15 protein-coding genes are annotated in these 13,492 nt (G+C 69.4%); 5 read left to right on the top strand and 10 right to left on the bottom strand.

Annotated elements, in window-relative coordinates:
• Position 1: 1 nt before the first annotated feature.
• A complete protein-coding gene (locus tag Q8L83_RS17300; protein ID WP_305289179.1) occupies positions 2-862 on the bottom strand; it encodes an MBL fold metallo-hydrolase in 861 nt (286 codons plus the stop codon).
• A gap of 81 nt (positions 863-943) precedes the next feature.
• Here Q8L83_RS17300 and Q8L83_RS17295 point away from each other — a divergent pair, with 81 nt between their 5' ends.
• Positions 944-1,723: a sulfite exporter TauE/SafE family protein gene (locus Q8L83_RS17295; protein WP_305289177.1), complete on the top strand. Its 780-nt coding sequence runs from the start codon at positions 944-946 to the stop codon at positions 1,721-1,723.
• Entirely contained in the window at positions 1,720-2,322 is a 603-nt protein-coding gene (locus Q8L83_RS17290) for a cyclopropane-fatty-acyl-phospholipid synthase family protein (protein ID WP_305289175.1), read from the top strand. The genes Q8L83_RS17295 and Q8L83_RS17290 overlap by 4 nt, the downstream gene beginning before the upstream one ends.
• Here the strand turns inward: Q8L83_RS17290 and Q8L83_RS17285 are convergent.
• The 4 genes from Q8L83_RS17285 to Q8L83_RS17270 are packed head-to-tail and all read right to left on the bottom strand — an operon-like array spanning position 2,319 to position 7,324.
• Positions 2,319-2,669 carry a helix-turn-helix transcriptional regulator gene (locus Q8L83_RS17285; protein WP_305289173.1) on the bottom strand — a complete coding sequence of 117 codons (351 nt, stop codon included), beginning with the start codon at positions 2,667-2,669 and terminating at the stop codon, positions 2,319-2,321. The two genes, Q8L83_RS17290 and Q8L83_RS17285, sit on opposite strands and share 4 nt — an antisense overlap.
• Positions 2,662-5,922: an efflux RND transporter permease subunit gene (locus Q8L83_RS17280; protein WP_305289171.1), complete on the bottom strand. Its 3,261-nt coding sequence runs from the start codon at positions 5,920-5,922 to the stop codon at positions 2,662-2,664. Before Q8L83_RS17280 ends, Q8L83_RS17285 begins: the two co-directional genes overlap by 8 nt.
• Positions 5,919-6,956 (bottom strand): efflux RND transporter periplasmic adaptor subunit, encoded by a 1,038-nt coding sequence (locus Q8L83_RS17275; RefSeq protein WP_305289170.1) that lies wholly within the window; start codon positions 6,954-6,956, stop codon positions 5,919-5,921. The genes Q8L83_RS17280 and Q8L83_RS17275 overlap by 4 nt, the downstream gene beginning before the upstream one ends.
• Before the next feature lie 17 nt (positions 6,957-6,973).
• Positions 6,974-7,324: a rhodanese-like domain-containing protein gene (locus Q8L83_RS17270; RefSeq protein ID WP_305289168.1), complete on the bottom strand. Its 351-nt coding sequence runs from the start codon at positions 7,322-7,324 to the stop codon at positions 6,974-6,976.
• Between the two features lie 158 nt (positions 7,325-7,482).
• Between Q8L83_RS17270 and Q8L83_RS17265 the strand changes: the two genes are divergently transcribed.
• From Q8L83_RS17265 to Q8L83_RS17255, 3 genes are read left to right on the top strand one after another with little or no spacing between them, the layout of a single operon-like run.
• A complete protein-coding gene (locus tag Q8L83_RS17265) occupies positions 7,483-8,760 on the top strand; it encodes an NAD(P)/FAD-dependent oxidoreductase (protein WP_305289166.1) in 1,278 nt (425 codons plus the stop codon).
• Positions 8,761-8,762: 2 nt separating this feature from the next.
• Complete coding sequence (gene trxC, locus Q8L83_RS17260; protein ID WP_305289163.1) at positions 8,763-9,200, top strand: thioredoxin TrxC; 438 nt, start codon at positions 8,763-8,765, stop codon at positions 9,198-9,200.
• 28 nt (positions 9,201-9,228) lie between these two features.
• The gene (locus Q8L83_RS17255; protein WP_305289161.1) at positions 9,229-9,432 is read left to right on the top strand and encodes a DUF2892 domain-containing protein; all 204 of its coding nucleotides are present in this window, start codon (positions 9,229-9,231) and stop codon (positions 9,430-9,432) included.
• On the opposite strand, the gene Q8L83_RS17250 is transcribed toward Q8L83_RS17255, so the two are convergent.
• From Q8L83_RS17250 to Q8L83_RS17230, 5 genes are all read right to left on the bottom strand, one after another.
• Entirely contained in the window at positions 9,407-10,495 is a 1,089-nt protein-coding gene (locus Q8L83_RS17250; RefSeq protein WP_305289159.1) for a nitronate monooxygenase family protein, read from the bottom strand. The two genes, Q8L83_RS17255 and Q8L83_RS17250, sit on opposite strands and share 26 nt — an antisense overlap.
• 67 nt (positions 10,496-10,562) lie before the next feature.
• A complete protein-coding gene (locus tag Q8L83_RS17245; RefSeq protein WP_305289158.1) occupies positions 10,563-11,051 on the bottom strand; it encodes a DUF3299 domain-containing protein in 489 nt (162 codons plus the stop codon).
• A gap of 11 nt (positions 11,052-11,062) precedes the next feature.
• Complete coding sequence (locus tag Q8L83_RS17240) at positions 11,063-12,361, bottom strand: FtsX-like permease family protein (RefSeq protein WP_305289156.1); 1,299 nt, start codon at positions 12,359-12,361, stop codon at positions 11,063-11,065.
• Positions 12,358-13,026, bottom strand: coding sequence for an ABC transporter ATP-binding protein (locus Q8L83_RS17235; RefSeq protein ID WP_305289154.1), 669 nt, complete (start codon positions 13,024-13,026; stop codon positions 12,358-12,360). Before Q8L83_RS17235 ends, Q8L83_RS17240 begins: the two co-directional genes overlap by 4 nt.
• Before the next feature lie 53 nt (positions 13,027-13,079).
• The gene (locus Q8L83_RS17230) at positions 13,080-13,379 is read right to left on the bottom strand and encodes a hypothetical protein (protein ID WP_305289152.1); all 300 of its coding nucleotides are present in this window, start codon (positions 13,377-13,379) and stop codon (positions 13,080-13,082) included.
• Positions 13,380-13,492 lie beyond the last annotated feature (113 nt).

Here is a 13,492-nt window from a genome sequence, read left to right as displayed (position 1 = left end):
TTCACGCCTCGGTGACGGGCAACCGCAGATAGACGCGGCCATCGGCCTCCGGCGGGGGCAGGTCGCCGGCGCGGATGTTCACCTGCAGAGATGGCAGGATCAGCACCGGCGGCGGCAGGGTGGCGTCCCGCGCCTCCCGCCGGGCGACGAACTCGGCTTCTGTGACGCCATCGCGAAGGTGAATGTTCTGCGCCCGTTGCGCGGCCACCGTCGTCTCCCAGGCATGGGTGTCGCGCGCGTCGGTAAGATAGTCGTGGCCGACGAAGATGCGCGTCTCCGGCGGCAGGGCCAGGATCTTCTGGATGGACCGATAGAGGGTCGCGGCGTCCCCGCCGGGGAAGTCGGCCCGGGCGGTGCCGTAGTCCGGCATGAACAGGGTGTCGCCCACATAGGCCGCGCCATCGATCAGATAGGTGACGCAGGCCGGCGTATGCCCCGGGGTGTGCAGCACCCCGATGGGGGTTTCGCCCAGCATCAGGGTGTCGCCCTCCTGGACCAGGCGATCGAAGACCGCCCCATCGGAGGTGACGTCTCCCGCGCCGAATACCTTGGCGAAATAGTCCTGCACGGCGGTGATGCGGGCCCCGATCACCACCTGGGCCCCGGTGGCCTCGCGCAGGCGGGCGGCGGCCGTGAGGTGGTCGGCATGGGCGTGGGTTTCCAGCACGTAGGCGAGGTTCAGCGCGCGCGCCTTCAGGAAGCCGAGGATTTGCGAAATCTGATCACCGGAGACCTTCGCCCCGCGGGGCTCGTAGTCGAGGACCGGGTCGATGACGGCCGCGGCGCGGGTGGCCTCATCCCAGACCAGATAGGTTACCGTGGAGGTCGGTTCGTGGAAGAAGCTGTGGTTCTGGACGGACATCGGGATCTCCCTTTCGACACCACATATATGCACCATTGCTAATATAGCAAATGCGACTATCTCTGGGGCCAGGAGACGCCGATGGACCTCAGCCACACCGCCATGATCGCCGCCCTCGCCAGCGGGGCGGTGGTGGGCTTCCTGCTCGCCGTCTTCGGCGGCGGCGGATCGGCCCTCGCCACGCCCGCGCTCCTCTATGTGGTGGGGATCGGCGACACGCACCTGGCCATCGGGACCTCGGCCGCTGCCGTCGCGGTGAGCGCCGCGGCCAATCTTGCGGGCCACGCCCGCAGCGGCCGGGTCAAGTGGCCCTGCGCCAGCGTGTTCGCCGTTGCGGGTCTTCTCGGCGCGCTGGCGGGGTCCAGTCTCGCCAAGCAGGTCGATGGTCAGGCCCTGCTGATGCTGTTCGCCGTCGCCATGGCGGCCATCGCCCTGTCGATGATGCGCCGCCCGAAGGACGCCGGCGATCCGCTGGTTCACATCACCTGGCCCCTGACCCTGCGCCTGGCGCCCATGGGCCTGGCGACGGGCTTTGCCGCCGGCTTCTTCGGCATCGGCGGCGGGTTCCTGATCGTGCCGGGCCTCATGGCGGCCACAGGCATGACCCTGGCCAATGCGGCGGCCTCGTCCCTGCTATCGGTCAGTCTGTTCGGGGCGGCGACGTCGGCGAACTACGCCCTGTCGGGCCAGGTGGTCTGGCCGGTGGCCGGCCTGTTCATCCTGGGCGGCGCCGGCGGCGGCTGGCTCGGCATGAAGGCTGCCGGCGCCCTGGCCGGCCACGGCCTCTTGGCCCGGCGACTTTTTGCGGGTCTGGTGCTGGTGGTGGCGGCCTATGTCGCCTGGCAGGGATTGAGCCGATGAGCTTCTGGGACGAACGCTATCAGGGCGAGGCCTATCTGTTTGGCGAGGCGCCCAACGCCTTCCTGAGCGCCCAGGCCCATCGCCTGAAGCCCGGGATGAGCGCCCTAGCGGTCGCCGATGGCGAAGGGCGCAACGGGGTATGGCTGGCCGAGCAGGGCCTGGACGTCCTGTCGGTGGATTCGTCGCCGGTGGCTCAGGCCAAGGCGGCGCGCCTGGCCGCCGCCCGTGGGGTGACCCTGCGGCTCGAAGAGGTCGATCTGGCCAGCTGGACCTGGCCGGAGGCGCAGTTCGATGTCGTGGCGGCCATCTTCATCCAGTTCGCAGGTCCCGACCTGCGCGACGAGATCTTCGCCGGCATGAAGCGCGCCCTGAAGCCCGGCGGCCTGCTGCTGCTGGAAGGTTATCGGCCCGAGCAGATCGCCTATGGCACGGGAGGTCCGCGCGCGCCGGAGAACCTCTATACCGAGGCCTTGCTGCGCGCCGCCTTCAGCAATTTCGAAATCCTGGAGCTGTCGGCCTACGACGCCGTGATCGAGGAGGGCGCCGGTCATAGCGGCCAATCCGCCCTGATCGACCTGGTCGCCCGCCGGTCGGTCTAGGCGGCGGGCTTGCCGCGATAGATGTCGCACAGGGTCTCGATCACCCGGGCCGCGGCGGGGTCGGTCAGGCGGTAATAGATGGTCTGCCCCTCCCGTCTTGTGCCGACCACGCCCTCGGCGCGCAGCTTGGCCAGGTGCTGAGAGGCGGCCGATTGCGCCAGGCCCACATGCTGGGCGAGGTCGCCCACCGAACACTCCCCGTCGCCCAGACGGCAGAGGATGATCAGACGCTGCTCGCTGGCCATCAGCTTCATCAGCCGCGCCGCGGCCGCCGCGCTGGCCTCCAACTCGGCCAGTTCGGCCGGCTTGGGCAGGTTTCGAGAGATCGGCGCGGCTACGTCAGTCATGAGCCATATCTAGCCCCCCTCTGGCCTGGGGCAAGGCGTCAGGCGCGCTGGGCTGCCGGCCGTCGTCGCGAAGCACCACATAGATGGCCGGAATGACCAGCACGGTGAGCAGGGTCGATGACGCCAGGCCAAACAGCAGCGAGATCGCCAAGCCCTGAAAGATGGGGTCGAACAGGATGACGGCCGCGCCGATCATGGCCGCCGCCGCGGTCAGCACGATGGGCTTGAACCGGATCGCGCCGGCTTCCAGCAGGACGTCGCGCAGGGGCCGCTCGCCGGTCTGGGCATGGCGGATGAAGTCCACCAACAGGATCGAATTGCGCACGATGATCCCGGCCAGGGCGATGAAGCCGATCATCGAGGTGGCCGTGAACGGGGCGCCGAACAGGATGTGGCCGATGACGATCCCCACCAGGGTCAGCGGAATGGGAGTGAGGATGACCAGGGGCAGGCGGAAGCTTTTGAACTGGGCGACCACCAGCACGTAGATGCCGAGGATGGCCACCGCGAAGGCCGCCCCCATGTCGCGGAAGGTGACCCAGGTGATCTCCCATTCGCCATCCCAGAGCAGGGTCGGCGTCCGCTCGTCCGTCGGCTGGCCGTTCAGGCGGATCTCGGGCGCGGGCAGGTCGCCCCAGTCGTGGGCCTTGATCGCGTCGCCCACCGCCAGCATGCCATAGATGGGCGCCTCATACTGGCCGGCCAGCTCGGCGGTGACCATCTCGGCGTCCAGGCCGTCGCGCCGATAGATCAGATGCGAGCCGGCTTCGGCCCTGGCCTCCACAACCTCGCCCAGTTCGACCAGCCGGCGGCCGTCGGCGGTCTGAGCCACCGCGACCGGCGTTGCGGCGAGGCGCTCGCTCCAGGTGCGGTCGGACTGGGGCAGGCGGACGGAGATTTCCAGGGGCGAGCGGCCCTCGCCGCGATGGGCGTAACCCACGGCGCCGCCGCCCAGCACCGCGCCGATGGAGTCCAGAACCTCGCCCTCCGAGACGCGCAGATATTCCAGACGCTCGCGCACCGGCGTCAGGCGCAGCCGCGGCCGCGGCTGGCCGGCGCTGTCATCCACATCGACGATGTAGGGGACGGTCGCAAACAGAGCCTTCACCTCGGCGGCCACGGCGCGGCGGGTCTCGGCGTCCGGGCCATAGATCTCGGCCAGCAGGGTGGCCATGACCGGCGGCCCCGGCGGCGCCTCCACCACCTTGAGCGAGGCGCCCGCCGGCAGGGGCAGGGCGGCCAGCTGCTCGCGCAGGTCCAGCGCCACGGCGTGGCTGGTGCGCTTCCGGTCGCTCTTGTGGGCCAGGGTGATCGCGAGATCGCCCATCTCCGGTCGGCTGCGCAGGAAGTAGTGGCGGACGAGGCCATTGAAATTGAACGGCGAGGCGGTTCCGGCATAGGCCTCGATGGCGGTCACCTCGGGCAGGGCGCCGGTGATCTGGGCGGCCGCGGCCAGGGTGCGTTCGGTGGTCTCGAGGCTGGCGCCTTCGGGCAGGTCGAGGACCACCTGCAGCTCGGACTTGTTGTCGAAGGGCAGCAGTTTCACCGTCACCGTGCGGGTGGCGAACATGGCCATGGCCAGCAGGGTGGCCAGGCCGACGGCGATCAGGAAGATCCAGGCGCTGCGGCGGCTGGCGATGACCCGGCCAGCCAGGGCGCGGTAGGCGCGGCCCAGACGGCCGCCGCTTTCGTCGTGGCCGTGTCCAGGTCCATCGGCCAGGGTCTGGCGGGCGAAGCGGACCATCAGCCAGGGCGCGATGACCACGGCGACGAAGAAGGAAAACACCATGGCCGCCGAGGCGTTGACCGGGATCGGCGCCATGTAGGGCCCCATGAGCCCGGAGACGAACAGCATGGGCAACAGGGCGGCCACGACGGTGAGAGTCGCGACCACGGTGGGATTGCCCACCTCGGCCACCGCCTCGATGGCCGCCTGGGTGGGCGAGCGCCCGTCCCGCATCGCCCAATGGCGGGAGATGTTCTCGATCATGACGATGGCGTCGTCCACCAGGATGCCGATCGAGAAGATCAGGGCGAACAGGCTGACTCGGTTGATGGTGTAGCCCATCAGGTTGGAGGCGAAGAGGGTCAGCAGGATGGTGGTCGGTATGACCACGGCGGTGACGCCCGCCTCCCGCCAGCCGATGGCCAGGCCGATCAGGATGACGATGGAGACCGTCGCCAGGCCCAGGTGGAAAAGCAGCTCATTGGCTTTTTCATTGGCGCTCTCGCCATAGTCGCGGCTGACCGCCACCTCCAGGCTGTCGGGGATCAGTCCGCCGCGCAGGGTCTCCACCCGCTCGAGGATGTGCTCGGAGACGACCACGGCGTTGGCGCCCTTGCGCTTGGCGATGGCCAGGCTGACGGCCGGGGCCTGGCTCCAGCCCTGCGCGGTGCGGCTATGGCGCCAGACGCGGGCCTGGTCCTCCCGCGGCGCCTGGATCACGTCGGCCACGTCCCGGAGATAGACGGGCTGGCCGTCGACGGAGGCGACGGTGAGCAGGCCGACGGCCTGGGCCGAGACCAGGGTGTCGCCGGCCGTGACCTCGACGGCCTGGCCATCCTGGCGGATGACGCCCGCGGGGAAGCTGCGATTTGCCTGGCGGACGGCTTCGATCACCGAGCCCAGGGCCACGCCGCGCAGGGTCAGCCGTTCGGGGGCGGGCTCGATCCTGATCTCGTCCGGCCGGCCGCCGACCACGAAGGTCAGGCCCACGTCCTCGACCTTGGCGATCTCGGTGCGGAGCTTCTGGGCGACGTCATAGAGGGTCTGGTCGCTCCAGCGGTCGGCGGCGCCGGCCTTGGGCGTCAGGGTCAGGACCACCGCAGGCACATCGTTGATCCCTCGGGTGACGATCATCGGCTCGGGGATGCCGACGGGGATCTTGTCGATATTGGCCCGGACCTTTTCGTGGACCCGCACGGCCGCGGCGTCGGGATCCTCGCCGACATCGAACCGGGCGGTGACCAGGACCTGGTCGTCCTGCACCTGGGTATAGACATGATCCACGGCGTCGATGCTGCGGACGATGGTCTCCAGGGGCTTGGCGACCAGTTCGGCCGCGTCCGGCGCCCGCAGGCCCGGCGCGGAGACCATGATGTCGACCATGGGCACGCTGATCTGCGGCTCTTCCTCCCGGGGGATGGAGAACAGGGCCATCAGCCCCACGGCGATGGCCGCCAGGAGGGCCAGCGGCGTCAGCGGCGAATGGATGGTGGCGCGGGTCAGCCGCCCCGAGAGGCCAAGGTTCATCGGGCGGCCTCGGCCAGGCTGGGCGCCAGGCGGTCGCCGGGCTGAGCGCCGGATAGAATCTCGACCATGCCGGACTGGGCGGCCGGCGCGGTCTGGACGGCGATCTCGGTGACCGATCGGTCCGCGGCGACCAGCCGGACGAAGTCGAGGCCGAAGCGGCGGGCGACATAGCGGGCGGGGACCACCAGGGCCTGCCGCTCACCGATCTTGACCTTCACCCCCACTCGCTGGCCGACCAGATCGGCGCGGAGGCCATCCACAGCGAGGTCGGCGGTGACCTGGCCGGCGGTGATGGCCGGAAAGATCTGGATCACCGTTCCTGTGGCGGCGAGGCCCGGGAGCTCGTCGGCGGCGACGGGAAGGCGGTCGCCGACATGTAAGGACCGCGCCTGGCCTTCAGGTATCTCCAGGCGCAGCAGGGGCTGGCCCGATGTCAGGGTGGCCACGGACTGGCCGGCCGCGACGACGGAACCCGCCGGCGCCGGGGCCGTCAGGATACGTCCGGAGGAGGGGGCCAGGATGACCCCCTGGGCGCCCAGCTCGGCGCTGGCGGCGCGGCGGGCCCTGGCGGCGTCCGCCTGGCCTTGGGCGGCCCTGGCTGCGGCGGTGGCCTGGTCCAGGCGCGCCTTGGCGTAGAAGCCCTTGTCGTAAAGGGTCTGGACCCGGGCCAGATCGGCCTCAGCGCGAGCGGCCTCGGCGGCGGCGGCGGCGGCCTGGGCGTCGTATCCCGTGGTCTCCAGATTGAGGCGCTGGTCGCTCACCTGGGCGATCACCTGGCCCTTCTGGACATAGTCGCCTTCCCGGACCAGCAGGGCGCTCAAGGTGCCGCCGATACGGGCCCGGGCCTCGGCCATGTCGCGGGTGGTCACCGTGGCGGCCACAGGCTTGAGATCGTCCACAGGGGTCGCCGCCAGGGTCAGGATGTCGCCCCGAGGCGCCACGGCCTTGGGCTCGGGCGCCGGCTCGCTGCGCTCCGCGCAGGCGGCGGCTCCCAAGGTCAGGGCCAGGAGGCTCGCGGTCAGCAGGGGGCGCATGGGCGGTCTTTCAGGGACTAGCGAACGTCGCGGACGGCGCCGGTGGCCGGATCGATGCGGATGACGGGCAGGCCAGCGGCGCGCCAGGCGCCGATGCCCCCGGCCAGGTGACCGGCCACCTCGACGCCAGCCTTGCGGCACAGGTCCAGGGCCATGGCCGAGCGCTTGCCGGAGCCGCATTGCAGGACGACCGGGCGATCGCCGCCCACGGGCAGGGCGGAGGGATCGAAGGTCGTGAGGGGCAGGTTGAGCGCCCCATGAATCCGTTCGGCGGCATATTCCGCCGGCTCGCGGACATCGATCAGAACGATCTGACGCGCGGTGAGCCGATCATGGAGGTCGGCAGGGGTCAGGTCGGAATTGGGCATGGGCGGGTCTCCAGCTATGTGATCGCCATTGTATATTCGCAAATACGCATATAATGAAATGGGGAGGCGGTTCAAGCCGTGGATTTATGACGCCGGCCACACCGCAGCGCCTTGAGCGTGATCAAGGCGGAGCCTGGGAAGGGGAGCAGGATCGACCCATGAAGAAGCCAGTCATCGCCATTCTGGGCGCCGGCCTCGGCGGCGCCATCGCAGCCTTCGAGATCAAGGCCGCGGTGGGGTCACGCGCCGAGGTCGTGGTCGTCTCCCGTGAAGAGACCTTTCACTTCGTGCCGTCCAACCCCTGGGTGGCCATCGGCTGGCGCAGCCGGGCGGCGATCGAGGTGGCGTTGGCGCCTGTGATGGCCCGCAAGAAGATCGGCTTCACACCAGTGGCCGCCCGGCGGGTCCATCCTTTGGAGAACCGCCTGGAGCTCGAGGACGGAGAGAGCCTCTTCTACGACTACCTGGTCATCGCGACGGGGCCGGAGCTGGCCTTCGACGAGATCGAGGGCCTGGGACCGGACGGCTTCACCCAGTCCATCTGTCATGTGGATCATGCCGAGAAGGCGGCTGAGGCCTTCGAGGTCTTCGCCCGCCAGCCGGGTCCGATCGTGGTCGGGGCGGTTCAGGGGGCGTCCTGCTACGGGCCGGCCTATGAGTTCGCCATGATCCTCGACACCGAGCTTCGGCGGCGAAAGATCCGCGACCGCGTGCCGATGACCTTCGTCACCGCCGAGCCCTATGTGGGCCATCTGGGTCTCGACGGGGTGGGCGACACCAAGGGCCTGCTGGAAGCCGAGATGCGCGACCGGCATATCAAGTTCATCACCAACGCCAGGGTCACCAAGGTCACCGACGGCCTGATGTCGGTGGAGGAGGTGGCCGAGGACGGCGCGGTGCGCGCGACCCACGACCTGCCCTTCGCCTATTCCATGATGCTGCCGGCCTTCCGCGGCGTCGCGGCGGTGGCGGGGATCGAGGGCCTGACCAATGCCCGCGGCTTCATCCTGGCCGACAAGCACCAGCGCAATCCCACCTATGACAACGTCTTCTCCCTGGGCGTCTGCGTGGCCATTCCACCGGTCGGCAAGACCCCGGTTCCGGTGGGCGTGCCCAAGACCGGCTTCATGATCGAGAGCATGGTCACCGCCATCGCCGAAAACCTGAGCCAGCTGCTCGATGGCCAGGCGCCGACCCATGAGGCGACCTGGAACGCCATCTGCCTGGCGGACTTTGGCGACGGCGGCGTGGCCTTCATCGCCCAGCCGCAGATTCCGCCGCGTAATCTGAACTGGGCGGCCGAAGGGGGCTGGGTGCATCTGGCGAAGGTGGGCTTTGAGAAATACTTCATCGGGAAGATCAGGCGCGGCGAGAGCGCGCCCTTCTACGAGAAGCTGGCCCTCGACCTGATCGGGGCCCGCAAGCTGAAAGCCTGACCATGGTCCAGATCGTCTGCCCCAACTGCGCCGCCGCCAACCGTATTCCGCCCGAACGGGACGCCCGCGCCGCCAAGTGCGGCCGCTGCGGCGAGGCCCTGTTCCAGGGGCGGCCGGTCGATGTGGACGCCGCGCGCCTGCAGGTTCACCGCCGCGCCAACCAGGGCCTGCCGGTGCTGCTCGACGTGTGGGCGCCCTGGTGCGGACCGTGCCGGTCGATGGCGCCCCATTTCGCCGCGGCCGCCCAGCGTCTGGAGCCGCGGGTGCGTCTTCTGAAGCTGAACGCCGATGAGGCGCCGGACGCCAGCGCCGCCCTGGGGGTGTCGGGCATCCCGGCCCTGATCCTCCTGAAGGATGGCCAGGAGGTCGCCCGCAAGGCCGGCGCCATGACCACAGATCAGATTATCGCCTGGATGAACCAGGCGCTCGCCCCGGCCTGACCGCCGGACTTTGCAAAGGACCACCCCGATGACCCTCGATCGCGCCGTCTTCGTCTTCGCCGGACTGGTCGTCCTGGCCGGCGTGGCCCTGGCCTATCTGGTCAGTCCCTGGTGGATGCTGCTCAGCGCGTTTGCCGGCGCCAACATGATCCAGGCCGCTTTCACCGGGTTCTGCCCCGCCGCCCTGGCGTTCAAGAAGCTGGGCTTCAAGCCGGGCGCGGCCTTCCGCTGAGCCTGGCCAGCTGATCCAGGGCGTCCTGCGCCAGGGCCAGGGTTATGTCTTCCGCGCCGATGGGTTGCGCCAGGGCCGCCGCCTGTCCCGCCCACTGATTACTGAAGTCGGCGCCTGGCCGAGCGGCGCGTAGCGGCGCCAGCGCGCCGGCGGCGGTGGGGAAGGGCGGCGCGGCCGTCGACATCGGCCCGATCTCGGCCATCAGCCGATTATAGAGCCCTCGCGCCGGCCGGCCCGTGAAGAGGTTCGTCACCGCCGTGCCGTCGTCCCGCGCGCTCGCCAGGGCCTGCCGATGGAAGTCGGGGATCAGCGATTCCGGGCTTCTCAGATAGGCCGTGCCCACCTGAACGCCTGCTGCGCCGAGCGCCAGGGCTGCGGCCATCCCACGGCCATCGGCGACGCCGCCCGCGGCGATCACCGGAACATCCACCGCATCGACGATCTGCGGAACCAGGGCGAAGGTCCCGGGCTGGGCGTTCATGTCACGGGTGAGGAAGCTCGCCCGATGGCCGCCGGCCTCGAAGCCCATGGCGATCACCGCGTCACATCCCCGCTCGGCGAGCCAGACGGCCTCTTCGACGGTGGTCGCCGAACTGATGATCCGCGCGCCGCTCGCCCGCACCCGGGCGAGCAGGTCGGGGGCCGGCAAACCAAAATGGAAACTGACCACCGCCGGCCGCACGGTCTCGACCAGCGCGCAGAAGGCCTCGTCGAAGGGGGCGCGGGACGAGGCCGGCCGCGGCGCCTCAGGATCCAGGCCGAGCTCGGCATAGTAGGGCGCGAGCGCGGCGATCCAGGCGGCCTCGGCTTCCGGATCGGGATCAGGCGGCGTGTGGCAGAAGAAGTTGAGGTTCAGCGGGCCATCAGCCTCCTGGCGGAAGGCCTCAACCTGGGCGAGGACCTCGTCCGGCGACAGCAGGGCGCAGGGCAGGGCGCCGAGGCCGCCGGCCCGGCTGACCGCCACCGCCAGGGCCACGCCGGAGGCGCCGGCCATGGGGGCCTGGAGAATGGGATGGCGAATCCCGAACAGATCGATCAGGCGGCGGTCGGGCCAGTCGGACATGGCGGCCTCACAGGGTCAGGACGATCAGCCTTGAACCTGACCCCAGGTCGGCGTGTCAAATCTCGCCCTAAAGCGCGCGGCCGCGGTTGATCTTGTAGAAGACCCCGCCCTCGTCCTGGCCGCCAAGCTCGAGCACGCCTTCGATGGTCTTGACCCCGTAGTCGAAGGTCACGCCCTTCTCGGTCTTGACCTCGATGAACTGCATAGGGCTGGGATTGAGGTGGAAGGGGCAGTCCGGCGGATAGGCCAGCAGGACGAAGTGGGTCTGGTTCGGCCCATTCTGCAGCGGCATCATGTAGCCGGAGACCTTCACCTTCTTGCCCTTCAGCGCCAGGACGCCGGCCGGGAAGGAGGGCTTGGAAACCACATAGCCCCGTTCGTCGGTGCGGGTGATCTCCTTGGTGGATTCCAGCAGGGCCCAGGCCACGCCGCCGGGGGGCGTGTCGGCCGGCTTCCACACACTCTCGGTTGGCGCAGCCGGGCGCGTCTGGGCGGCCACGGTGAGCGGGACCGTCTGAAAGGCGATCACGGCGGCGAGCAGCAGGCGTATGAGCATAACTCGGGCTCCTAACGGGTGTCGGCGAGGGTCTGGGCGATATCCACCCGGAAGACTTTCAAGGCGGGAACCAGGGCGGCGAGCCCACCCATGGCGATGGCCGCGACGACGATGACGGCTTCAGCCGGCTCGAAGCGCAGGGCGCTGAGGCCCATGTCCTGGAGCTGCGGGAAGGTGGCGGCGGCGAAGGCCACCACGCCATGCCCGACGATCACGCCGAGGATCGCGCCGGCCGCCGCCAGCAGGACGCCCTCCAGCACGATGTGGCCGAAGATCGCCGGCGGGCGGGCGCCCATAACCCGCAGCATGGCCATGTCGCCTTCACGCTGGCGCAGCGCCGAATAGAGGGCGACGAAAATCGAAAGCCCGCTGGTGATCATCAGCAGGACGGCGAAGGCGCGCACGGCATCGATCCCGATCCCCAGGAGCGACAGAAGACGGGTCATCTCCACCGCGGGGGCGGCGGCCTGGAGCTGGGTCTGGCGGTTGATGAAGCTCGGCAGGCGGACGGCGGCCAGGGAAGACCGATACTTCACCAACAGGGCGGTGACTTCGAGCTCGGCCCCCGCAGCATGGTGCGCCGGCTCATCGTCGTGGGCGGCTTCATCGGCGTGGCCGTGGCCGTCCTGCTCATGATCGTGCCCTGCGTGGTCGTCGTGCGCGGCCTCTTCGTGGTCTTCGTGCGGCCCGGTTCCAAAGCCGTGCGCGGCCCAGATGCTGGCCACGTGCGTAACGATGAGCCGATCGAGCACGGTCCCGGTCGGCGCCAGGATGCCAACCACTTCGAACGGCGTCTCCTCGTGGGCGTGACCATCGCCGGCCAGGCCATGGGAGCCTTCGAACTTCTGGCCGAGCCCTGCGCCCGTGCCGCGGGCCACCTGGGCGCCGATCACGGCCTCATAGGGGGCATCGAACATGCGGCCCTGTGCCATCTCGCCGCCAAAGTGAGTCACATAGGCGCTCTCGGTCCCGACGATCCGGTAGCTTCGGAAACTGTCGCCCAGAGCCAGGGGAATGACCTCGGCCACCGTGGGATCGCTGCGGAGCATGTCCACGGTCTCCAGCGGGATGTTCCCGGTGGGCACATCGACCTGGTAAATGCTGGAGAGGATCAGTTGCAGGGGCGAGCCCTTGGCGCCGACCACCAGGTCGATGCCTTGCGCGTCGCGGGCGAACCGCTCGCTGAGCTGGCTTGAGAACAGGACCAGGATCACCAGGGTCGCCACGCTGAGCGTCAGCAACAGGATGTTGAGGGCGGTGTTGAGCGCCCGGTCCTTCAGATAGGCGAGCGACAGTCCGGCCAGCGTCATGCCGCCACCTGCGGCGGGGTCAGGGCCAGGGTCCGCGGGAAGCGGTCGCGCAGGCGGTTGTCGTGGGTGGCGATGAGCAGCGTCGCGCCGGTCGCCTCGGCGGTGGATAGCAGGAGGTCCGCCATGGCCAGGGCGTTGGCGTCGTCCAGGGCCGAGGTGGGTTCGTCGGCCACCACGATGGCCGGCCGGGCGCAGAGGGCGCGGGCGATGGCGGCCCGTTGGCCTTCGCCCTGGCTCAGTTCCCGGGGCATGGCGTCGGCCCGATGGCCCAGGCCGACCTGCCCGATGAGCTCGTCGATGACCTTCGGCTCGGCTTGTCCTAGGGCCAGGGTTTGAGCCAGGGAGAGGTTCTGGCGAACCGTAAGGGCGGAGATCAGCCGGAGGGTCTGGAAGACCACCCCGATGGTGCGCCGGCGCAACTGGTCGCGCTTGGCCGGCGGTAGGGACGACATGGACTGGCCGTCGATCCGCACCTCTCCGGCGGTGGGCGTGATCAGGCCGGTGATGACATTGATCAGCGTGGTCTTGCCGCTGCCGGACGGACCGATCAGCAGCGTGTGTTCGCCACGCCCGGCGGAGAAGGACGCCACGTCCATGACGCAGCGGCCGCCGATCTCATGGCGCAGGCCCTGGACTTCGATAAGCCGTTCGGAAGGCGTCGTCATCAGATCGGCGCGTTATGCCCAGGATACAAGGAATGAAGGCGGCAGGCGGGCTGCTAGCGGGCGGAGGAGGCCCGGCTTTGATTGGTGTCGGCGCTGGCCAGCTGCGGTGCGTCGGGGCTGCGCTCAACCTTGATGGCGAACCGCGAGAGCAGGGCGGCGCGGGCGTTGGCCATGTCCCGCTCGCGCATCGCTTCGTGGGCGCGATTGTCGGCGTCGCGGCGCTGTTCCGGGGTCATGTCGCGATAGCTGAAATAGGCCGTCATCGGGCTGTAGAGGTCGCCATGCATGTCGCAGGCCTGAGCGGCCCCGGCGCCCAGCGCCATGCAAAATCCCAGCAGAACGACAGTACGCATAATGTCAGCCTCCGATTGCCTGGAGATGCTACATTCTAACATCTGTGATGGCGAGGGGCCTCGGCGGCTCCAGCCCGATACGACCGAAGCTGAGCAAGATTGCGGCGTCCCGC

This window comes from Phenylobacterium sp. (genome assembly GCF_030680185.1).
Lineage (GTDB): Bacteria > Pseudomonadota > Alphaproteobacteria > Caulobacterales > Caulobacteraceae > Phenylobacterium.
This window is presented reverse-complemented; position numbering and strand designations above follow the sequence as displayed.

Coding starts and splice junctions, on each gene's coding strand:
- trxC (WP_305289163.1), top strand. CDS start 8,763: ATGGTCCAGATCGTCTGCCCCAACTGCGCCGCCGCCAACCGTATTCCG.
- Q8L83_RS17270 (WP_305289168.1), bottom strand. CDS start 7,324: ATGCCCAATTCCGACCTGACCCCTGCCGACCTCCATGATCGGCTCACC.
- Q8L83_RS17265 (WP_305289166.1), top strand. CDS start 7,483: ATGAAGAAGCCAGTCATCGCCATTCTGGGCGCCGGCCTCGGCGGCGCC.
- Q8L83_RS17230 (WP_305289152.1), bottom strand. CDS start 13,379: ATGCGTACTGTCGTTCTGCTGGGATTTTGCATGGCGCTGGGCGCCGGG.
- Q8L83_RS17290 (WP_305289175.1), top strand. CDS start 1,720: ATGAGCTTCTGGGACGAACGCTATCAGGGCGAGGCCTATCTGTTTGGC.
- Q8L83_RS17235 (WP_305289154.1), bottom strand. CDS start 13,026: ATGACGACGCCTTCCGAACGGCTTATCGAAGTCCAGGGCCTGCGCCAT.
- Q8L83_RS17250 (WP_305289159.1), bottom strand. CDS start 10,495: ATGTCCGACTGGCCCGACCGCCGCCTGATCGATCTGTTCGGGATTCGC.
- Q8L83_RS17285 (WP_305289173.1), bottom strand. CDS start 2,669: ATGACTGACGTAGCCGCGCCGATCTCTCGAAACCTGCCCAAGCCGGCC.
- Q8L83_RS17245 (WP_305289158.1), bottom strand. CDS start 11,051: ATGCTCATACGCCTGCTGCTCGCCGCCGTGATCGCCTTTCAGACGGTC.
- Q8L83_RS17255 (WP_305289161.1), top strand. CDS start 9,229: ATGACCCTCGATCGCGCCGTCTTCGTCTTCGCCGGACTGGTCGTCCTG.
- Q8L83_RS17280 (WP_305289171.1), bottom strand. CDS start 5,922: ATGAACCTTGGCCTCTCGGGGCGGCTGACCCGCGCCACCATCCATTCG.
- Q8L83_RS17295 (WP_305289177.1), top strand. CDS start 944: ATGGACCTCAGCCACACCGCCATGATCGCCGCCCTCGCCAGCGGGGCG.
- Q8L83_RS17275 (WP_305289170.1), bottom strand. CDS start 6,956: ATGCGCCCCCTGCTGACCGCGAGCCTCCTGGCCCTGACCTTGGGAGCC.
- Q8L83_RS17240 (WP_305289156.1), bottom strand. CDS start 12,361: ATGACGCTGGCCGGACTGTCGCTCGCCTATCTGAAGGACCGGGCGCTC.
- Q8L83_RS17300 (WP_305289179.1), bottom strand. CDS start 862: ATGTCCGTCCAGAACCACAGCTTCTTCCACGAACCGACCTCCACGGTA.